A 19176-nucleotide genomic window follows, 5' to 3' on the forward strand; every position below is an offset into this window, starting at 1 on the left:
ACTATAGCTATTGAATCTACAGAGCAAGACAGGCCCGACCAATGGAATCTCCAATGACGGCGCTATTCCTCCACGCTGATACCCGATCCGCCTGACTCTCCGGGGAGATCCTTAAACTTCGGCAACCCATCCTTGATCCGCAGCACCGTCTCCTGATAGTGCACGTGAACGCCCGGCGAATATTCGAGATCCGGAATGATCGCGGCATATACATCGATCAGCCCCATCTCAGGGTGTTCAGTGAAGAGGTGTCCGCCGCACGTCTTGCACCACTTTCGGTAACTGCGCGGAGTCTTGTTGTAGGTGCCGATGTTGTCGGCGCCCCGCGTCACGTGCACCGCGTCGGGTTTCCACAGCGTGAAGGCGTTGACCGGGCCTGCTGACCAATGCCGGCACGACTCGCAATGGCAATAGCCCATTCCGGCGGGCTCGCCGCTGACGGTGATCTCGACCGCGCCGCAGAAACAACTGCCCTTGTAAGTCCGTTCAATGCTCATGGCGTGACTCCTTCGTCGATGAAACGCACAGCTGTCGTCGGCGTGCGCCGCACCTGCAACTCGAAAATATCCGGGCGCGCGTAATGCCCGGTGACGTCGAGCGCCCGCCGTGCTGGCGCCACGAGAGCGACGTCGATCTCCGCATACAAAATACCGGCCTCCCGGTGCAACGGGCCGGCCACGATCCTGCCTTGCGGACTGACCACCACCGAGTCGCCGTCATTGATCCATTCCTCCGGATCGGCAAACAGTTGCGCACGCGCCGGGAAGTCCTCGGGAATGTCACTGCCGCGCAGCGCGGTGCCACTGCCCAGCACCCAACAGCGGCCTTCAAGTGCAATGTGCCGCATCGTGCTGATCCAGCCCTCGCCGGTGTCGTACGTGGGCGCGACGTAGATTTCCACCCCTTGGGCATACAGCGAATAGCGCGCCAGCGGCATGTAGTTTTCCCAGCAGATCAGCGCGCCCACGCGACCGACCGGTGTGTCGACCGTGCGCAACCCGGAGGCATCGCCGAAGCCATGCACCATGCGCTCTGGATTAGTCGGCATCAGCTTGCGGTGGCGGTTGAGCACGGCGCTGTCCGGACCGATAACGACTACGCTGTTATAGAGCGTGCCGCCTCCCGTGCGCCGGTCGCATTCATTGATGCCGCACACGATCGTCACCGCATGAACCCTGGCGGCTTCGCACAATTCGCCCAGGTCACCGCTGGCGATGTCGACGGCGTTGGCCAGCAACCGCGTGTGCAACTGGCCCATGATAGCCCCGTCCTTACCTGCCGCCAGCCGCCAGATCCACGACGGATAACCGGGAATGAACGATTCGGGCAAAACGATCAGCGAGGCGCCCGCCGCCGCAGCCTCGGCGACCGATTGCACGGCCCGGGTGATCGTTGCGCTGCGATCGAGCAGCACGGGCGGGCGCTGAATGATGGCTACCGTGATCATGGCGTTCTCCTTTGAAATCTGGCTTTCGAAGGCATGAGCGTGCGCGTGGCGAAGAGGCCGGGCTAGTTCAAAAAGTGAAGCGTTGCAGTTGCGGAGTCCAGGCGATGGAAGAAGGCTACGGTCAGTTCTGCACGGTCGCCCGCGGTGCGGAAGCGCTGTGCGAGCGCTGGACACCCTTGGTGGTGCGCGAGCTGCTGTGCGGCAGCAAACGCTTCAACGAACTGCACCGCGGCGTCCCCCGGATGTCCACCAACCTGCTGACACAACGGCTGCGCCATCTGGAAGACATCGGCGTCATCCACCGCACGGCCACCGGCAAAGTCTGGGAATACAGCCTGACCGAGGCGGGCGAGGAACTGCGCCCGATCATCATGGCGCTGGGGCATTGGGGCGCACGCTGGATCGGCAGTCGCCTGCGCGATGACGAACTCGACGCCGGCTTGCTGATGTGGGACGTGCGCCGATTCGTGCGCATCGAGACGTTCCCGTCCCGCCCGGTGGTCATCCAGTTCACCTTCCGCGATGCGCGACCCGGCGAGCAGGCGTGGTGGCTGGTGGTGGAGCAGGGCGTGGCGGACCTGTGTCGCGATGATCCTGGTCGTGAACTGACGCTGGTCGTGGATTCCAGCGTGCGCGCGTTGACCGAGGTCTGGACCGGCGACCGCACACCGCGGGAAGTGCTTCAGTCGCAAGAGCTGCGTGTGGATGGCGCGGTGAAGGATGCGGAAAGCTTGTGGCGCTGGTTGGGTACGAGTGCGTTTGCGGGGACTCGCCGTGCGGCAGTGACTCGGTAGGTTGGCGAAATACCCGTCAGGGAGCAGAAGAGCGCACCCCGGCGATGCGCCACTCGACTCAGAGCCAGTATTCCCAAAGTAGCGCCATCTGCTCTTTGGCTTTCACCGCGAGCGAGCGGCGCTGCCACTCTTCCAGCTTGATTTCGTTCGACTTCGCCAGATCAGCCATGAATGCCGCCTGCATCTTTTTTCCGAACCCGGTGCCCAGCACAACCACGTTGACTTCATCGTTGTGCAGAAAGCTTCGCCAGTCGAAGTTGGTAGAGCCGACGCTCGACCACACGCCATCGATGACCGCCGTCTTGACGTGGAGCAGCGCGTCACGGCGTTCGTAAAGCTTGACGTTGGCCTTCAGAAGCTCGCTGTAGTGAGCGCGTCCGGCATGAAATACCAGCGCCGAATCAGTGCTGCTGGGCAGCACCAGTTTGACGTCGACGCCACGTGCCGCCGCCTCCTTGAGTGCCGCCAGCAACTGCGGATCGGGCACAAAGTAGGCGTTCGTCAGCCATATCTCGGTCTGCGCGCTATGCAGCGCCGAAATCAGCGTCGCGTAGATCAGGCTGAACGGCTCATTTGGCGAGCTTCCGATGGCGCGCACCACCTCGGTGCCTTTGCGCTCTGGTGGCGGAAAGTAGTCGCGAGCGGCGAGCGGTTCACCTTTCTGGGTCGTCCATGTTTCGATGAACAGCTTTTGCAGATCCGCAACCACCGGCCCCTCGACGCGCAAGTCGGTATCGCGCCAGGGCAAATCACCCGTGGGGCGAGTCTTCGACTGAGTGCTGAACGAGCCCCCCGAATAGACGCTGCTGATGTTGATCCCGCCAAGAAAGGCAACACGGCCGTCCACTATCAGCAGCTTTCGGTGGTCGCGCTGGTTCACGTCCCAGCCCGCTTTGGCCGTCGCCGGATTGACCGGGTTGTACTCCAGCACCTTGATGCCCGCTTCGGTCAATCGAGCGAAAAACACTGAGGGTGTTCCAAGGGTTCCGACGCTGTCGCGGATCAGATTGACCTGCACGCCTTTGTGTTGCTGAGCGATCAGTGCGGCGGCGAAGCGCTGGCCGACTTCATCATCGTCAAGGATGTAGGTCTCCATGTTGATGTGGTCGCGCGCACCTTCCACGGCTTTGATCATCGACTGGTAGGTGGTGGGGCCGTCCTGCAACAAGTCGACCTTGTTTCCTTCCGTTAGCGGACTACCGACAACGGATTCTTCGATAGCGAGGTGCACATCGAAGATGTTGGTTTCTGCGCCTGTGGACTTGAGTCGGTCGAGAATGGCTTTGCTGCGCTCGGTAGACAGAGGTCCGTGGATCCCGTCGACTTGCACTGGCGCAGAGGGCGCGCGAGCCATGTCGGGCACTATCCTCGGCAATGTACTGCAGGAAATCACCACTGTCAGGAACACCGCCACGCACAGCACCAGAGGAATACATACACCCTTGCAGCTGGTTAGAAGATTCATCAGGCCACCTCTCGGCGAGGACGGTGATAACGCGCTGTCGGGGCGTCTTGCAGACAACGCAAGGCGCCCTTAGAGAGGGATTTCAGCGTTTGATCAGGGAAATCTTCGTGCCCTCGATGCTGACTCCGGCCATTAACCCTTGCTGGTCAAATATAAACGCGTAGGCATCGTCCTTCAGCGTCGAACTGGACAGGTTCTTCGAGATCCCTTCATCCACTACAACGACGGTGGGCCCTACGCCGATTTCCCACCCCTTGGTTTCGCGAACATAGTTCACTGCTTTGTCGGTCATGAGGAAAACCACATAGCCATAAGACTGGGCTCCTGCCTGCAGCCCCCATGACCCGGTGACGGAGTTGTAATAAGCCTCAACAGTCTTGCCTTTGAACAAAACGCCTTCGCCATAGCTGCCACCAAACACCAGGCCGGCCTTGATGATTTTCGGGAAAACCAGGATCGCTTTGGCGTTGTGCGACATGGTCTCGGCAAATGGATGAGTCTTGTAGAGCGTTTGCAAGGCTTGCCGAGAGTCGGTATTCAGGTCCTCGGCGGTTGCCGCACCGGCAGTGTTCAGGAAACTCGCCGATGCCAGCGAGGCAGTCGCGAGGACTATGGATAGGAAGAACCGCATTGACTGAGTCATTTTCGTACTCCGATTCGGGAGCATTGGATGTGAGCAGCAGTCAGCACCTGCCCTGGGCAGAGTTCGAGCCTACTGAAATTTATCCGGCGCACCCTACAGTGTGTGAACGACTGGCTTCGTCCTTGAATGAAACAGGCTCGAGGCCTTTGATCATTGGCGATGCCATCAACTGCTTTGACCTCTGGGCGCGGGGCGGGTTCGTCGGTAAATACCGTGAGGCAGGGGAGGCCGGCCAGATGATTCTCGGATTTGTTTTGAAGAGAGTAAGCGAAGCGAACGGTATGAACCGTTTGTCAGGCGTACAAGCCATACCCGGCTGCGATGATCAGTGGAGAAACCAGAAGCGTTGCCCAGAACCCCGACTTTGGAACAGCAATGACGCAAATGATCGAGATCATAAGCACATAGAGACCAACAATTTTAAGCAGCGCGAGATCGCCAACCGCCACGGCGTGAATCGCTGTATGCCCGGCGAGCATAAAAAGTGGCCCCAGCAGGGTGAACCAGAGGGCAGTACGCCGATCTTCGTGCGCTTTGAACTGGTCAACGAAGCCAGAGCCTACCGCGGCGGCGAATGCTGTTTTGAACTTGATGATACCGAATGGGATGTGTAAGACGCCCAAGGCGAACAGGGTCCATGCGACGATGTTTGACATATCTTCCATGCTCCGTAGCGGTAAGTGTTTGATCGGGTGTTTTGTACCTCAAAGACAGGTGTGGACGCTCGCTATTTACTTCACTTGAACTGAGCAACCACCGATCCTTCAAACGCCCACACGCCGGGTCCTCGGCTTTTTTCTCATTGACCATCAAATACTGCACCGCCGTGCCCTTATCGCGAGGCCGCGCTGACGAGGCTGGCGCAGGCAGGGATTGCCCCGCGCACGGCGATGTTGTGCAGCAGCGCTGCCTGGCTGAGTAAAATCAGAGCGTAAAAAACCCGGCTGATCAGGCCGGGTTTTTCGTTGAGTACTGCGGTAAAGCCATTCATTTACACAGCGCGGCTTTCGATCAGACGGTCGGAACCACCCTCAGCAACGCGGTTTTCGATCAGACGGTCGGAACCACCTTCAGCGACGCGGTTTTCGATCAGACGGTCGGAACCACCTTCAGCAACGCGGTTTTCGATCAGACGGTCGGAACCACCTTCAGCGACGCGGTTTTCGATCAAACGGTCGGAACCACCTTCAGCGACGCGGTTTTCGATCATACGATCGGAACCACCTTCAGCGACGCGGTTTTCGATCAGACGGTCGGAGCCACCTTCAGCGACGCGGTTTTCGATCAAACGATCCGAACCACCCTCAGCCACACGACTTTCAATCAGACGATCCGAGCCGCCTTCAGCGACGACCGGGTGAGTAGAGGTAGCGGCGAAAGCGTTAACTGCAAAAACCGAGAAAGCGATGCTGAGGAGGATTTGGCGTTTCATGATTGTGTGCTCCGGGGTGTAGTTATTTGGTATGGAGGCGATGTTACGCCCCGGAGTTTTTATGAGAACTTCATTGAGTTGATGGTGACTATCGATGGCGGCAATGGATGCGCCTTACGCCCAGGTTTGCCCGAGCCTCCCCAAATCGGCCTTTTGCAGATCCTCCGCGCTCAGCACAATTCGGAACTTGCAGTTGGCATTGAAGTTGAGAAAAAAGGGCTCGGCCAAAGCGGGGATGTCGGATGGCTCTTTCACGTCGACCAGAAAGATCCCGCCGCGCGTGCCATCTTGCTCGGTAAAATACGCCGCCTCCGGCTTGATGCTCGCCAGAATGCGCTCAATCACTTCGCCCACCGTCCCGGCTTTGACAAGGGAGTTGAAGGGTTCATTAGGGCATTCGACCATCAGTAACATCTTCATCATTCAATCCTCTGCTCAACCTGCAACCCTATCGCCAGGCCTTTGCGCCTGACCCCCGTGCCGCCAGCCTTCAATGCCACAGTCCTCGCAGCTCGTTCTATCAAGAATAGCGAAGCGTGTGCCGGCCCTTGTGCAGGGCTACCGGTGGTCGTGAAGCCTCGCTTCAAGCGGTGAGAAGTCCTGGGATCGGCCTTGCAACGCGGCTCGGGGGACGAACCGCTTAGCGCTCAACTCGACTGCTTAGGCGGGTAGTTACCGCGCAAGCCTCCGGACTTGTTTCCGTTTTTGCTGGGCAGGTTTGGCACGACCGGGCGGGAACGGGGTTGAGGGTTGGAGCGGCTGCGGGGTTGGGGTTGTTTGCTCATGGTTCGGCTCCTGAATTTTTCAGGGTTTTGCGAGACGGCTTCCTGATAAAGCTTAGTTGCTTGGCGTAATGGGCTGCATCGTTCGGCACTTGGGGAATGTGCTGCATCCCCAAAACTGTTGACCAATCCTGGAACCGCTTTTGAATGTACGCACCACGAGCGCACTGCCGCAGCGCGGGCATTGGCGAGAGACTGATGGATCGTTGCGCTGCTTCAGACGTTGCACATGCTCACGCCGGGTAGCGAACGTCGGCGCCAGACGGCCTGTTTGCAGGGTATCCAGCATGGCCGTCACCTGCGCTTCGCTGAACACCGTTTGCTGGAAAGACTTGATGTAACGGACCCAGCCACTGCCGTGGATGACATTCGCCGGCATCCGGGTCTTGAAGGTGCTCGGACCGACAAACACGATGACCGAATGCACATATTCCTGGCCGATACCCAGCACGGCTTGCAGCGCTTTCAAGTGTTTGTAGTTTTGGTGGACTGGGTTCTGGAACTGGAAGCGCTTCTTGTAGATCTGTTGCGTCCACTGAGCCTGCTGTTCACCACCGAAGATCCAGCCGCGCATGTGCTTGGTCTCCAGCACGAAAATGCCGAAGGACGACACAAACACATGGTCGATCTGCGTGGTGCCGTCTGGGGTGATCAGCGTTATGTCATGAACGCGGCGGTAAATCTGACGATTCAATAGAAAGAAAGCCAGCAACCGTACGAGCTGTTCACCGAACCAGCCTTTGAACAGACGAGTTTGCAGCAGCGTCAACACCAGCATCAGCGGTAGTAGCCAAATCAGGATGTTGATTAAGGGTTGCAGGATAACGGAAGGGTTCACATGGCAGTCCTTTGCAGTGAGATATGGGTTTCGTGGTGTCGGTGATGCTACGTCCAAGTAAAGCATTACGGAGCACAAACAAAACGGGCGCCTGACAAGGCGCCCGTTTTCATTTACTCCGCCGCCTGCGCCCGCAAGCGCCGGCCGATGACGTCCATCAAGTCACAGCCATCGCGTAACGGAATGGCCAGCAGTTTGGAAAAGTCCGTCAGCACCACCGTGTCGCAACCGAGCTCGGCCCGGAAGGCAATGTTTTCAAGCACCTGCGTGACCGTGCGGATGCGGTAGTCAGCCATGGCTTGCAGGACGTCGAGTGGAGCTTGGGTATCGATGAGCAGGGAGGCCGGGATCAGGTCGATTCCGGTGAGGGGCATGTATCTTTCCATAGGTGAAACTCCGAATCAGATTTATGGGGACTGATCCGATCTGCAGGTCGCCAAACCTGATTGCTGATGGGCAATGTGGTGACTATAGAGGTTGTCGCTGGAGGGGGGAGGTGGACATTTCCTAGGATGACGTAGGAATTACGTGAAAATCTGGTATGAACGTTGACCTGGCATATTAGATTCAAGATTTTTAGGAGGTTGTGTCCGCTTACGACTTAAATAGCGGGGACTTTCCTGATAAAAAAGCAATTACTTAACAGGAAAAGGCCTGATTGATCAGGTCATTTTTCGCTGAACGAATAGCCATTTGCGCTGAAGATTTCTAAACATTTCGTCCATTTGGTTTGTGATTGAGCGTCATATGAATAAATTGGCCTCTCGATTGTCCTGGTGCAGTGAACGCTTCCCACACCTGCGGAGGACAAGCTGAGTACCACCATTCCACGCCATTTGGGAATCTGACATAAATGGTTTCCGAACTAGAGTCGTACTTCTCTGCGACTATTCGAGTTGAGCCATACACAGCAATCCATTCAGTCATCTCCGGCCTCGTAGGTGCCGCGCCATGCGGCTAGTGGTTCGCTTATATTTGGTAAGTGCGGAGCTTGGCGCCAAGACTCAAGAGAAGGATCTTCTGCCCGTGGCATGGGATTTGGTTTATCCAACATCGCCCGGACCGGCAGCACTAGTGCTTCTCCGCTGACTATAGCTTCCCCTGTTCGCAACGACGGTAAAACTGCTGCCAATCCTGCCACCGTGTCAGGTAACGCCGCACGAATAGCTCCTTGGTCACCGGCATTCGTAAGTCGAAGCGCAATTATCGTTCCGCACTGTGCTAGTGCAGTTTCCGGGAGTTCAGTCGGTCGCTGTGTCACTAGCAATAATCCAACCCCATATTTACGACCCTCTCGGGCTATTCGATTAGCTGAGTCGCGAGTAACTGCGCTTGCAGATGCTCCGAGGTATCGGTGTGCTTCCTCTAGCACAATCAGAACAGGACTTGGGCGCCCAATCCCAGGCCCCTCCGGTTCACTACGCAGCGCTACCTCAAACAACAAATTTAAGACGACTCCAATGGCGAGGTCTGCCGCTGCTGCTGGGACCCCACTGAAATCCAATACGGATATTGCGCGATTCCCACCCAACCAATCTTGCATAACCTCAACGAGTGGGTCCGTGCCGACCGGATCACCCATAGGCTCTTGGAAAAAGCGAAGACGCGGATCAAGTAGCCCTAAACGGATTAGATCTGGTGTGGCGCCGTAAACTCCGAATGCCGGACCTTGATGAGGTGGTTGACCTCCAGGTCCATACGGCTCGAATTTAGCTGATCGTAACGTCGCCGCATCGCCCGGATCGATTTGACATGCTGTGGTGGGGTCAGATTTTACTCGGCGAGTCTCTCGGTTTTCTGAGTCTAGTTGATGCCAAATTGGACGAATATCAAATGGTACTGGTGTATCGGCAGTGACAGCATTTGGGTCAAGAGTTAACCAATTTGAAGTGGCGACGAATTCTCGGCGGGCTTGCGCCACGAGATCGTTAAATCGATTGGTGAATGTCGCGCCGCCTGGTGTGCCTGCAAATATCCTTACTATATCGCTTGCTGGTAGTGCCCAATACGGAACCCTGAGACGGTTCTCGTCATCTGCGAGCACACTACGAACGGAAGCACTCTCTGCAAGAGCGCGTGCGTATTCCCCGTGAGGATCAACAACTACAATATTGGCTGCATTCCAGCCACCTCTAATAAAACTCTGCAGCAGAGAAGCCACTACAGTCGTTTTACCTGATCCTGTTGATCCGACTACCGCAGCATGTCGCACGACAAGTTTTTTTGCGTCTAGGCAAACTGGTACATCTTCGGCGGCGGATAAGCACCCTAAGCGTAAATGTTCGTTATCCGCATGGGGAAAAATAGCGGCGAGCTCTTCAGGAGTAGCGAAATGAACCGGATCATCGAGTCCTGGAAATACCCCAACTCCTCGCTGAAAGCGCCCCGTTGCTCGATCAATCTCGCCGAGTAACTGAATTTCTAGCCAGCGTTCATCGCGTTCAATAGCATCGGAAAGAGCTACTTTTCCTACAAGCTCTGCGATGCCTACAAGAGTTACGGTAGCTATAAGATCGATAAGACCCTGAGGGATTCGAACAAGGGATCCGATTTGTCCAATAGGTTGAAGGCGTCCCCTATAGATTGGTGCCACTCCAGCAAGGTTAGGGTCGAGTGCAACTATGACAGTGGCGCCAAGAACATTTCTAACCTTGCCGATGCATGTCGGATCTTGCCATGACATGCTCATTCTCCTGTGCCTTGGCTTTGGATTTCCATTGCCGTTTTTAATATATCTTTCAAGCGAAGGTCGCTATCAAAGTCGCGACTGGTGCTTTTAGCCAAATACTCAGCCAATTTATGGAAGTCACCGAGTAAAAATAAATTTCCTTCATATATACCTGGGCACTCTTCTTCGAGGGATGCCCAGTTGGCTCTTACACCTCCAATGATTGCCTCTTTGTTACCCAATACCTGAAGATTTGGTGTCAAAAGTGCTTGGGCGGCCAATATCTCGGGAATGGATGAATAACAAAAAACGACTATTTCTGTACGTTCGCGTCGCATCGCAGCATCGAAAAATAGCTCGTTCAGATGAGCGTCACCGAAAGAATATCCTGCTACTAGCACTAATGTTTCTGGCTGGTGCAGCGCTCGGCGCATGCGATCTTGAAGTACTAGAAAAGGAACTCGCCTGGATTCTTCGTATTTAGTATCGGAAGGATATATCGCTGCAGCCATCTCATTGCTGACTGGTTGGCCGATTCGAACAATTTGGCGCTCATCTTCCCAAGCCCAGTTAACGGATCCGTGTAACTTCCATAAGCGTGAAAAAAAGGCAGGGATACCTTCTCTTTCAAAATCTGGTCGAGTTTCAACAAGATCTGTTTGAAATCGGGCCCGCAAATTCCCTATAAATCCGTCGAAATAAGGGACTCGCATTTCTTCTAGTGCGGTCTCTAGCAAGAGATCGTAGTTAACTGTGAAAATTTCAACCGGCATGTGGTAGTTTGTACGAGCAAGCCAGGCAGCAAAGTATCTACTTGGTATAAGGTTGGCGTTGCTAATGTCTAGCTCTTTAATAATTATTTGGCAGATGGCCAGATCCAAATCTAATGCTGTCTGAGCGGTAAAGTTGTCTAAAGTCTGATCGCCATCTAACAGAGCAGCGATTCGCCTCAGTCGACTAAGACCTTGTTCTAAGTTTCTATCTGTCAGGAGCAGGGTTAGCAAAGGCTTTTGAGCGTCGTTGAGGCCTGCAAGTACTCGGTCCCGTAACTCAGTAATGTCTGGTAGGCCGCATGCCTTTGAAGTGCCAGCTCCAAAAAAGGTACATACGTGTCGGGAGCGCGTTGCCAATTTCGCCCCTAAACCATTAACAAATCGTAAGGGATCATGCGTGGCCATATTTACACCAAGTCCTTAAGGGTGCCAGCAGATTAGACTACAAATTAGAATTGCGAGGTGTTGATCGACATACCTTCATCGAGAATAAAAATTCTTGGGCAAAGGGTGAAAGATTTTTTAGATAAGGGCGAGCCCCAAATAGGTCAGTCCCATTTGATTCACGGCTTCTTCTCCGGAACCACAAAACTCACCACCGTACTGGTCAGAATCGTATGACTCGGATCAGCCACCTCAAGAAGCACCTTATGAGCACCAGGCGTCAGCCCCACCAAAATAATCGGGTCTTCACTGGTGTGCGCCCATGTGCCTTTCCAGTCGTCGACGGTCACGTGCAGGTGACCAAGCCGTGGTGACACCTCAACAGCCGTTTTGCCAAACACCGGCATGATCCGGGCGTTCTCGGTTCGATACTGGATGATGACAACTCCGCGGGCGAGCGGTGCGGCGAGCGGCGGATAGGCAATGAGTTTTGGCCCTGTCTCAGATTCCACTGGGAGTATGGCCGGTGGCTGTTGGGTGTCTGCTACCTCTTGACCCCACGCGGCTATGCAAAAGAAGGCACCCAACGCAAGGGCGGTTAGATTTCTGAGAACGAGGGGCATGGGGTTTTTCTCCCGCGTGATCTCATTCAAGGCTAGATCAAACCGGGCAGTTGTCTATGTCAAAGCGGCCACGCTCTGCGAAACAGCCAAGTAGGAAGGTGGTGTTGAATACGAGCCGCTTATTAACGGTGATCGGCTAAAAGCAGGCAGTGAATGGAGCGATGCAAAATGAGAGCTAAGCTTCCTTCTACAGTCGGGCTTATTGAGCAAGTTGGGCTTTGCGGCCATTGGCGTCTAACCGCTCTCAGCCCTCACTCCAGCCTCGGAGGGGAGCCAATGAAACGTTTCGTCATGCTCGTCGCGATCTCTTTGCTGACCACTGCGTGTCAGAGCACCAATGACAATGGTGTCACCCGACTCGACAATTGTGTCTGCTATAAATCGGCCGATGCACAGCATTTGCAAGCCTCGCAAATGGCATGGCAAGACCCCGAAACGTTGCAGAAGCAATTCTCACATTGCATTTGCCGAGCCTTGGTTGACCTGAAGAAGGTCGATGATCCCAGTAAACTTTTCGTACCCGGAACCGAGATAAGAACGGAACTGAAATAAAACAAGATCGGAAAAGGCGATCACTAGAGGTGGCGTGCGAAACAGGTCGGAGCTGTCTGGGCTCAACGTCCATATTCAACGTAAGGGCCCAAGTAGAAACCTTGCGTATCCCAGTTGATTCGATAAATCACTTCTTTTCCTGACTTGATCCTGGCCGCAACGGTTTTGATCGCAGCACCCGCACATAATCCAGACTCGGCAAGCCCGGTGCCGAGATTCACTTCGCCGGCCGGCAAAACGAAAGAGGCCTTTTGACCGGGACCTATCTTGGCGGCGCGCTGACCCTCGATGTAGAACATGGCGTCACACCCCGCACCGACAAACCCGTCATCACGCAGAATGGTCAGGCGCCCAGGATCTTTCGTACCCTGGCTGTTGAACGCATACATCTTGTCGGGCGGCACTGGCCGCGCTTCAGACACCGGCATGGGTGATGTTGCGCACCCGCCCAAGGCCAACAAGAGCGCTCCCGTTGCGATCATCCTTCGCATGATTTTTCTCTCCTGAATAAGGGCGAATGTCCGTGAATCTGAATCAAGTCAATTGGGCGCTCGCATCGTTTTCGTGTTCATCGGCAAAGGCCATCAGCACTTCCAGATCGAGCACATCCAGTTTTATCTGGGCGATAAAAGCGGAGAAGGCCAGGTTGGCGGCGAGTAGACGTAGGTCGCATGCCCAGGCCGGTAGATGGGTGGGGCCCTGGAGCCAGCCGGACTCGAATAGAGGCGCCAGGCGTACGGTATCCGCTAGGCTGAGGCGCCCTGCAAATAAATGCCCCACCAACTCCGGTCGATTGTCGCGGATCGCGATGCGCAGCAGGGTGTGGACACCCAGCAAACCCGTCAGGTAGGCGGCATCTTTGGTAAACGCCGAACCACCCCGCAGGTCGGCACCACGGAAGACTCGCTGGGTTGAACGGAAGGACTCCTCTTGTGACTGGCCGGCGGCCAGAAAACCCTCGAATACCTGGATGAAATCGGCGCCGTCCAATGCTTGCTGGACCGCCAGCACGCGCAGGGCCAGGCGGCGTAATCGACTGATGTCCATGCTGCCCGTGAACAGTTCTGCAAGGGTGGCAATGCCTTCCTGGGTTTGAGTGGTGCGTGGCGCTCCCAAACCCAGGCTTTTGAGGTTGGGCTGCAGCGCGCCATTTTGTGCGGTAGCGACATGCACGAAGGCCTCATGCTGCAGCAACTGATTCTTGTCCAGCTCAGAGAACAGGGCGCTGCTACGCAGACGAATGCGGCTTGACCCGGCGATTGCCTTGGCAGCAAGGCTCGGGTCGAGCACGACCGTGACCCGGCCCTCGCCGAAGAAACGGTCCAGTTCCGGCTGCATCCAGGCGGCGAAGGCCTCGGCCGGGATTTCAGCCTGAGTCGGTGGAATACGGGCACTCCCCAGCAGGGCGTCGGTGGTCGTGAGAAAGAAATTGGCCGCGTCCAGCATGCTGAGATTCTGGTTCGGATAATAGAAATCCGGGCGTCGGTACAACGCGGATGAATAGTGTGTGAAGGCGGGCGTGCCAATCGCACCGAGCATGCGTCCAGCCGTGGCATAGCTGCGCGCTGTCATGGCGAGGTAGTTCCCGGCCGGATGCCCCTGATCGCAACGCTCAATAAATGCTTCCAGCGCGAAGACGTCGGCGCTGTGATCGCGTGGGTGCTGCTCGACTTCAGGTAATGCTGCTTTCCCTGCGCGCCAATTCGCCAGGAAAACTTCCTCGACGCCATCCGGCCAGGACAGGGCATCCAGTACGCGGATCTTGCGCGCCAGACCGGGTAGCGCGGCATCAAGTTCAGACAGGGGGGCGCTGCTCATGGAGTCTCCCTTGAACGACGAGGTTTATTAGAAAAAGCTTAGCCGCTGCGATGCATCGCGTTGTAGCGGCCTTGCGCTGTTCACGAGCGACCTCAAGTTCGCAAAACCCTCAAGGCAACCGATCAATGGCAGAATCCCCCTCAACTTGATCGTTTTGGAGACCACCATGCTTCGTGCGTTTGAACGAAGACTCGACCCTTTTCCTCCTGACGAGGTACCACCGCCACCCAACGGCCTGGCTCGCTTCCTGTGGGCCTGCACCCGGGGCGCCCGCGGTTACATTCTTGCGCTGGCGCTGCTCAGTGCCGTTGTGTCGATTTACGAAGCCTGGCTGTTTTCCTTCCTCGGGCAGGTCGTGGACCTGCTCTCGACCTGGCAGGCGGGCGGTGAAGCGGCGGCGCAGGAAAGTCGCGTGTTGTGGGGCATGGGCATCGTCATGGTGGCCAGTGTCGGGCTGGTGGCGTTGCGCACCATGGTGCAGCACCAGATATTGGCGATTAACTTGCCGTTGCGGCTGCGCTGGGACTTCCATCGCCTGATGCTGCGGCAAAGCCTTTCGTTTTTTTCCGATGAGTTTTCCGGCCGCGTCACGACGAAGGTGATGCAGACGGCGCTGGCGGTGCGCGACGTGCTGTTCACCCTGATCGAGATCGCACCCGGGATCGGGGTGTATTTCATTGCGATCATCGCACTGGCTGGCGGCTTCGCCCTGAAACTGATGCTGCCTTTCGTGGCCTGGCTCGTGTTGTTCGGTCTGGCCATGCTGTACTTCGTGCCCCGTCTGGGGAAAGTCGGGAAGGACCAGGCCAATGCGCGGTCGATGATGACCGGGCGTATCTCGGACGCCTACACCAACATCACGACGGTGAAGCTGTTCTCCCACTCCAATCGTGAAGCGCACTTCGCCCGTGCGGCGATGGAAGATTTCAAGCAGACCGGCTTTCGCCAGATGCGCCTGGTCAGCCAGTTCGAGATCGTCAACCAGGCCTTGGTGGTGGCATTGATCATGGCTGCCGGTGGTTATGCGCTGTGGCTATGGCATCAGGGTCAGGTCGGCGCAGGTGCCGTGGCGGCAATCACCGCCATGGCGTTGCGGATCAATGGCATGTCGCACTGGATCATGTGGCAAATGACCTCGCTGTTCGAGAGCATCGGCACTGTGCAGGATGGCATGGCGACGCTGACCCTGGGCGCCAAGGTGCAGGATGCGCCGGGTGCGGGTGCGCTCGTGACCTCTGGCGGCGCGGTAACCTTCGATAAGGTGAGCTTCAACTACAACGGCGAACGCCAGGTGCTCGATGGCCTGAGCCTGAGCATCCGCCCAGGCGAAAAAATCGGCCTGGTTGGCCGCTCTGGCGCCGGCAAATCCACGCTGATCAACTTGCTGCTGCGCTTCTATGACATCGACAGCGGGGAGATTTGCATCGACGGCCAAAACATTGCACACGTAACGCAAGACAGCCTGCGCGGCGCCATCGGCATGGTCACGCAGGATACCTCGCTGCTGCACCGTTCCATTCGTGACAACATCGCCTACGGTCGTCCCGATGCAACCGACGCGCAAATTCGCAGCGCCGCAGCTAGTGCGCAGGCTGATGGGTTCATCAGCCAACTGAGCGACCGACAAGGTCATACCGGCTACGACACCCTTGTGGGTGAGCGCGGCATCAAGCTGTCGGGCGGCCAGCGCCAACGCGTGGCGATTGCGCGGGTGATGCTCAAGAACGCCCCGATCCTGCTGCTTGACGAGGCCACCAGCGCGCTGGATTCGGAAGTCGAAGTCGCCATTCAGGAGAGCCTTGATGAAATGATGCAGGGCAAGACCGTGATCGCGATCGCCCATCGGCTGTCCACGATTGCGGCCATGGACCGGCTCATCGTCATGGATGACGGGCGCATCATCGAACAGGGCACTCACAGCGAATTGCTTGGGAAGAACGGTGTCTATGCGCGGCTCTGGCACCATCAAAGCGGAGGATTCCTGGGTGAGGACAAGGGCGTGGTCGAGGCGATGGATCAGGTGTGAGGGAGTAGGGTGCGCAGCCGGAGTCGGGTACACGAAAATATCAGTCTGGATCAAAGGCATGTTTTTGGTTATCGCGTACTCCGGCACTTTAGAGGTGTGAAGGTATCTGCATAGTATTTTGGCTGTGCCGACTGGCCGCTTCACGGCCTGAGGAAGCTAGGGCGTAACGCCCTAGCAGATAGCAGATGTCACTTTTTCTTTTTCGCCGGCTTTTCTGCCTTGTCTGATTTCTTAGCCTTCTCTGGCTTGCTATCAGCTTTTTTTGCAGATTTTTTAGGTTCGGCATCTTTTTTCTTGTCTTTCTTTTCGGAAGATTTCGAAAGAGCCGAGGCAGCCGCTGATTTCTTTACCTTCGATGACTTTTTGTCTTTCAATTCCTTGCTGGCGTTCGAAGCTTCACCTTTGCTTTTCTTCTCGTCTTTAGCCACGTTGATCACCTCTCGGAGTCTGCCGGTATTGGCACATTGCCTGTGGGATTATCCACACGCTGATCATTAGGCGAGCGCGTCCAAAAGCGGTTCAAATTATTTGATGCGTTGATATCGGCTTCGGATGAAGCACCGATACGTTGTGCAGTGGGCCCAGCGTCGATGAAGGGCGACTGGTCCCGAGTGATTCGGAGATCAACGCCGTATCGCATCACACTCGTCACGCACGTCGCTATCTCGAGCCTGACGCTGATTGATCCAAAATCATCTGGATCGCCCTCAAAATCATCGATTTTTTGCCATCACACCACGCATGTATTGATTCAAATCGCGCAGATCTTTAATGCTCCATGCGTGCGGCGATAGCACTACACCATTCTCTCGCAAAGTTTTTGGAATCAAGTCTCCATTTGGACGAAGTATTATCGAAGACACAATCGCGCCCGGATAATCATTTAATCGTTTTTTGAAAGCGGCTGTTGTTAGATCAGGTGTAGGAGGATTGCTCTTGTTAGCCAGTGGTCCTGTTGCTTTGAGATCTGTTCCGTGGCACATGGTGCATCGCTGTAAATAGAGATTTTTTCCATTAACATTATCCGCGCAGGATAGCGATGTTTGAATTAGCGATAACATTCCTAGCGAAGCGATGAATACTATTTTCATTGTTTTTATCTTCCTTGATGGGAGCAGTGTCGATTGAAGGCAATTTGGTGCGCGGGAAAGATATCAGCCATCGTGTCGGCACGCACACACAGTCATTTCTGATGCCCATTGAATCAACTTGTTTTTCAGGCGCATCCCAGTCACCGCTTCTGGCCGAAAGCTGACATCGTCCATACTCTCTAAATCTTCGAAATCGGAGCGCGTTGGCACAAGCTCCCTAGCGTAGAATTCGCACACCGCCAGCCCCACCCGAGACGGACCCTCAATGCAAACCCCGACCACCCAACACCCCCTCTGGAAAACCTACTTACTTTTCCTCGCCCCCATGGTCCTCTCCAATTTCCTCCAATCCATGTCGGGCACCATCAACAGCATCTACATCGGCCAAATGCTCGGCGTCCAAGCCTTGGCCGCCGTCTCGGGCATGTTCCCCATCGTCTTCTTCTTCATCGCCCTGGTCATCGGCCTCGGCGCGGGTGCGGGCGTACTCATCGGCCAAGCCTGGGGTGCGCGTGAACCGCATCTGGTGAAAACCATCGCCGGCACCACGTTGCTGCTGGGCGCAGTGATCGGCCTGGTAGCGGCGATCTTGGGCAGTGTGTTCGCAAGGCCCGCCCTGCAAGGCCTCGGCACGCCGGCTGATGTCCTCGATGACGCGGTGTCTTACGCCCACGTGATGATGTGGATCATGCCGTCGCTGCTGGTCTACGTGCTGTTCACTCAACTGCTGCGCGGGGTCAGCGATACGGTGTCGCCGCTGATCGCCTTGGTGGTGTCGACGTGTATCGGGTTGGCGCTGACGCCGGCGTTGATTCGGGGTTGGTTCGGCTTGCCGATGATGGGGATTCAGAGTGCGGCGTATGCCGGGTTGGCGGGGAATTTGTCGGCGATGGGATGGCTGGCTTGGCGGTTGATTCGCAAGGGGCATCCGTTGGCGCCGGATCGCGAGATGTTCGCGGCGATGCGCCTGGACCTGGTGATTCTCGGCAAGGTATTGCGCATCGGCTTGCCGACCGGGTTACAGATGGTGGTGTTGTCGGTGTCAGAACTGGTGATTCTGGCGCTGGTGAATCAGCACGGTTCGCAGGCGACGGCGGCGTATGGCGCGGTGACGCAGATCGTCAATTACGTGCAGTTTCCGGCGCTGTCGATTGCGATCACGGCGTCGATCCTTGGCGCTCAGGCGATCGGGGCAGGGCGCCTTGAACGCATGGGGCCGATTCTGCGCACGGGGCTGTTGATCAACGTGTGCCTGACCGGTGGCCTGGTGGTGTTGGGTTATCTGTTGTCGCACTGGTTGCTGGGGCTGTTCCTCACGGAGGATTCCACCCGGGCGAAGGCTGAGCATCTGTTGCACATCATGCTCTGGAGTCTGCTGGTGTTCGGCTTCCAGGCGATTGTCGGCGGCATCATGCGCGCCAGCGGTTCGGTGCTGGTGCCGATGGCCATTTCGATTTTCTGCGTGGTCGGCGTGCAGCTGCCGGTGGCGTATGTGCTGGATGGGCACTTCGGGTTGCAGGGCGTGTGGATGGCGTTTCCAGTGGCGTATCTGGGGATGCTGGTGTTGCAGACGGCGTATTACAAAATGGTCTGGCAGCATCAGAAGATTGAGCGGTTGGTGTAGGGGCGCGACCACAGCAATCTGTCCCTGATCGATGCCCGGACCTGCGACGCAACTTTCGCCATTAATCAGGTCCTCACTTTTCCAGGCGAGTGGAAGGGTAAAAGTATGACTGTTTCAGTGGGGGCAGGTCCTAAATGCGAGCAGCTCGTTATTGCACTTTTCGTAAGTAACCTAACAACTAATGGATCCAATAAACATTATTGGAAATCTCTGTAA

Annotated in this window: 21 protein-coding genes and 1 pseudogene; 5 read left to right on the plus strand and 17 right to left on the minus strand. The window is 56.2% G+C overall.

Annotated features, from left to right (window positions below):
* Positions 1-62: 62 nt before the first annotated feature.
* Positions 63-497, minus strand: coding sequence for a GFA family protein (locus tag ACA049_RS12540; protein WP_497335831.1), 435 nt, complete (start codon positions 495-497; stop codon positions 63-65).
* Positions 494-1447, minus strand: a complete 954-nt coding sequence (locus ACA049_RS12545; protein ID WP_497335833.1) for a carbon-nitrogen hydrolase family protein — start codon at positions 1445-1447, stop codon at positions 494-496. The genes ACA049_RS12540 and ACA049_RS12545 overlap by 4 nt, the downstream gene beginning before the upstream one ends.
* Before the next feature lie 104 nt (positions 1448-1551).
* Here ACA049_RS12545 and ACA049_RS12550 point away from each other — a divergent pair, with 104 nt between their 5' ends.
* Positions 1552-2241 (plus strand): winged helix-turn-helix transcriptional regulator, encoded by a 690-nt coding sequence (locus ACA049_RS12550; RefSeq protein ID WP_497335835.1) that lies wholly within the window; start codon positions 1552-1554, stop codon positions 2239-2241.
* Positions 2242-2299: 58 nt separating this feature from the next.
* On the opposite strand, the gene cls is transcribed toward ACA049_RS12550, so the two are convergent.
* From cls to ACA049_RS12565, 3 genes are all read right to left on the minus strand, one after another.
* Entirely contained in the window at positions 2300-3706 is a 1407-nt protein-coding gene (gene cls / locus ACA049_RS12555; protein ID WP_497335837.1) for a cardiolipin synthase, read from the minus strand.
* Between the two features lie 82 nt (positions 3707-3788).
* Positions 3789-4349, minus strand: a complete 561-nt coding sequence (locus ACA049_RS12560) for a lipid-binding SYLF domain-containing protein (protein ID WP_497335839.1) — start codon at positions 4347-4349, stop codon at positions 3789-3791.
* A 293-nt stretch (positions 4350-4642) separates the two neighbouring features.
* Positions 4643-5014, minus strand: coding sequence for a DUF6463 family protein (locus ACA049_RS12565; RefSeq protein WP_497335841.1), 372 nt, complete (start codon positions 5012-5014; stop codon positions 4643-4645).
* A gap of 159 nt (positions 5015-5173) precedes the next feature.
* Here ACA049_RS12565 and ACA049_RS12570 point away from each other — a divergent pair.
* Positions 5174-5266: pseudogene (locus ACA049_RS12570) on the plus strand (LysR family transcriptional regulator); the annotation flags it as partial.
* A 74-nt stretch (positions 5267-5340) separates the two neighbouring features.
* On the opposite strand, the gene ACA049_RS12575 reads toward ACA049_RS12570, so the two are convergent.
* The 8 genes from ACA049_RS12575 to ACA049_RS12610 all read right to left on the minus strand — a co-directional run bounded on the left by ACA049_RS12575 (position 5341) and on the right by ACA049_RS12610 (position 11849).
* Positions 5341-5781 carry a phage infection protein gene (locus tag ACA049_RS12575; protein WP_497335843.1) on the minus strand — a complete coding sequence of 147 codons (441 nt, stop codon included), beginning with the start codon at positions 5779-5781 and terminating at the stop codon, positions 5341-5343.
* 114 nt (positions 5782-5895) lie between these two features.
* A complete protein-coding gene (locus ACA049_RS12580; RefSeq protein WP_497335845.1) occupies positions 5896-6201 on the minus strand; it encodes a panthothenate synthetase in 306 nt (101 codons plus the stop codon).
* A gap of 417 nt (positions 6202-6618) precedes the next feature.
* A complete protein-coding gene (locus ACA049_RS12585; RefSeq protein ID WP_497336849.1) occupies positions 6619-7341 on the minus strand; it encodes a nuclease-related domain-containing protein in 723 nt (240 codons plus the stop codon).
* 173 nt (positions 7342-7514) lie between these two features.
* Positions 7515-7787 carry a hypothetical protein gene (locus tag ACA049_RS12590; RefSeq protein ID WP_042932149.1) on the minus strand — a complete coding sequence of 91 codons (273 nt, stop codon included), beginning with the start codon at positions 7785-7787 and terminating at the stop codon, positions 7515-7517.
* Between the two features lie 322 nt (positions 7788-8109).
* Complete coding sequence (locus tag ACA049_RS12595; RefSeq protein WP_497335847.1) at positions 8110-8328, minus strand: KTSC domain-containing protein; 219 nt, start codon at positions 8326-8328, stop codon at positions 8110-8112.
* Complete coding sequence (locus ACA049_RS12600) at positions 8321-10084, minus strand: ATP-binding protein (RefSeq protein ID WP_497335849.1); 1764 nt, start codon at positions 10082-10084, stop codon at positions 8321-8323. Before ACA049_RS12600 ends, ACA049_RS12595 begins: the two co-directional genes overlap by 8 nt.
* A 2-nt stretch (positions 10085-10086) precedes the next feature.
* Entirely contained in the window at positions 10087-11247 is a 1161-nt protein-coding gene (locus tag ACA049_RS12605; RefSeq protein ID WP_497335851.1) for an SIR2 family protein, read from the minus strand.
* 158 nt (positions 11248-11405) lie between these two features.
* Positions 11406-11849: a DUF6130 family protein gene (locus ACA049_RS12610; protein ID WP_497335853.1), complete on the minus strand. Its 444-nt coding sequence runs from the start codon at positions 11847-11849 to the stop codon at positions 11406-11408.
* 276 nt (positions 11850-12125) lie between these two features.
* Here ACA049_RS12610 and ACA049_RS12615 point away from each other — a divergent pair, with 276 nt between their 5' ends.
* Complete coding sequence (locus tag ACA049_RS12615; RefSeq protein ID WP_497335855.1) at positions 12126-12401, plus strand: hypothetical protein; 276 nt, start codon at positions 12126-12128, stop codon at positions 12399-12401.
* 62 nt (positions 12402-12463) lie between these two features.
* On the opposite strand, the gene ACA049_RS12620 is transcribed toward ACA049_RS12615, so the two are convergent.
* Together ACA049_RS12620 and ACA049_RS12625 are read right to left on the minus strand one after the other, a co-directional pair.
* Complete coding sequence (locus ACA049_RS12620; protein WP_497335857.1) at positions 12464-12892, minus strand: hypothetical protein; 429 nt, start codon at positions 12890-12892, stop codon at positions 12464-12466.
* Between the two features lie 43 nt (positions 12893-12935).
* Complete coding sequence (locus ACA049_RS12625; protein WP_497335859.1) at positions 12936-14219, minus strand: peptidase MATCAP family protein; 1284 nt, start codon at positions 14217-14219, stop codon at positions 12936-12938.
* Between the two features lie 166 nt (positions 14220-14385).
* Here ACA049_RS12625 and ACA049_RS12630 point away from each other — a divergent pair, with 166 nt between their 5' ends.
* Positions 14386-16245: an ABC transporter ATP-binding protein gene (locus ACA049_RS12630; RefSeq protein WP_497335861.1), complete on the plus strand. Its 1860-nt coding sequence runs from the start codon at positions 14386-14388 to the stop codon at positions 16243-16245.
* 188 nt (positions 16246-16433) lie between these two features.
* Here the strand turns inward: ACA049_RS12630 and ACA049_RS12635 are convergent, their stop codons facing one another.
* On the minus strand, positions 16434-16682 hold the full coding sequence (locus tag ACA049_RS12635) for a hypothetical protein (protein WP_497335863.1): 249 nt from the start codon (positions 16680-16682) through the stop codon (positions 16434-16436).
* Between the two features lie 276 nt (positions 16683-16958).
* Positions 16959-17336 carry a c-type cytochrome gene (locus ACA049_RS12640; protein ID WP_497335865.1) on the minus strand — a complete coding sequence of 126 codons (378 nt, stop codon included), beginning with the start codon at positions 17334-17336 and terminating at the stop codon, positions 16959-16961.
* Between the two features lie 265 nt (positions 17337-17601).
* Here ACA049_RS12640 and ACA049_RS12645 point away from each other — a divergent pair, with 265 nt between their 5' ends.
* The gene (locus ACA049_RS12645) at positions 17602-18960 is read left to right on the plus strand and encodes an MATE family efflux transporter (RefSeq protein WP_497335867.1); all 1359 of its coding nucleotides are present in this window, start codon (positions 17602-17604) and stop codon (positions 18958-18960) included.
* Positions 18961-19176 lie beyond the last annotated feature (216 nt).

This window comes from Pseudomonas sp. LBUM1662, from assembly GCF_059695915.1.

Coding starts and splice junctions, on each gene's coding strand:
- ACA049_RS12540 (WP_497335831.1), bottom strand. CDS start 497: ATGAGCATTGAACGGACTTACAAGGGCAGTTGTTTCTGCGGCGCGGTC.
- ACA049_RS12545 (WP_497335833.1), bottom strand. CDS start 1,447: ATGATCACGGTAGCCATCATTCAGCGCCCGCCCGTGCTGCTCGATCGC.
- ACA049_RS12550 (WP_497335835.1), top strand. CDS start 1,552: ATGGAAGAAGGCTACGGTCAGTTCTGCACGGTCGCCCGCGGTGCGGAA.
- cls (WP_497335837.1), bottom strand. CDS start 3,706: ATGAATCTTCTAACCAGCTGCAAGGGTGTATGTATTCCTCTGGTGCTG.
- ACA049_RS12560 (WP_497335839.1), bottom strand. CDS start 4,349: ATGACTCAGTCAATGCGGTTCTTCCTATCCATAGTCCTCGCGACTGCC.
- ACA049_RS12565 (WP_497335841.1), bottom strand. CDS start 5,014: ATGGAAGATATGTCAAACATCGTCGCATGGACCCTGTTCGCCTTGGGC.
- ACA049_RS12575 (WP_497335843.1), bottom strand. CDS start 5,781: ATGAAACGCCAAATCCTCCTCAGCATCGCTTTCTCGGTTTTTGCAGTT.
- ACA049_RS12580 (WP_497335845.1), bottom strand. CDS start 6,201: ATGAAGATGTTACTGATGGTCGAATGCCCTAATGAACCCTTCAACTCC.
- ACA049_RS12585 (WP_497336849.1), bottom strand. CDS start 7,341: ATGCTGGTGTTGACGCTGCTGCAAACTCGTCTGTTCAAAGGCTGGTTC.
- ACA049_RS12590 (WP_042932149.1), bottom strand. CDS start 7,787: ATGGAAAGATACATGCCCCTCACCGGAATCGACCTGATCCCGGCCTCC.
- ACA049_RS12595 (WP_497335847.1), bottom strand. CDS start 8,328: ATGACTGAATGGATTGCTGTGTATGGCTCAACTCGAATAGTCGCAGAG.
- ACA049_RS12600 (WP_497335849.1), bottom strand. CDS start 10,084: ATGTCATGGCAAGATCCGACATGCATCGGCAAGGTTAGAAATGTTCTT.
- ACA049_RS12605 (WP_497335851.1), bottom strand. CDS start 11,247: ATGGCCACGCATGATCCCTTACGATTTGTTAATGGTTTAGGGGCGAAA.
- ACA049_RS12610 (WP_497335853.1), bottom strand. CDS start 11,849: ATGCCCCTCGTTCTCAGAAATCTAACCGCCCTTGCGTTGGGTGCCTTC.
- ACA049_RS12615 (WP_497335855.1), top strand. CDS start 12,126: ATGAAACGTTTCGTCATGCTCGTCGCGATCTCTTTGCTGACCACTGCG.
- ACA049_RS12620 (WP_497335857.1), bottom strand. CDS start 12,892: ATGCGAAGGATGATCGCAACGGGAGCGCTCTTGTTGGCCTTGGGCGGG.
- ACA049_RS12625 (WP_497335859.1), bottom strand. CDS start 14,219: ATGAGCAGCGCCCCCCTGTCTGAACTTGATGCCGCGCTACCCGGTCTG.
- ACA049_RS12630 (WP_497335861.1), top strand. CDS start 14,386: ATGCTTCGTGCGTTTGAACGAAGACTCGACCCTTTTCCTCCTGACGAG.
- ACA049_RS12640 (WP_497335865.1), bottom strand. CDS start 17,336: ATGAAAATAGTATTCATCGCTTCGCTAGGAATGTTATCGCTAATTCAA.
- ACA049_RS12645 (WP_497335867.1), top strand. CDS start 17,602: ATGCAAACCCCGACCACCCAACACCCCCTCTGGAAAACCTACTTACTT.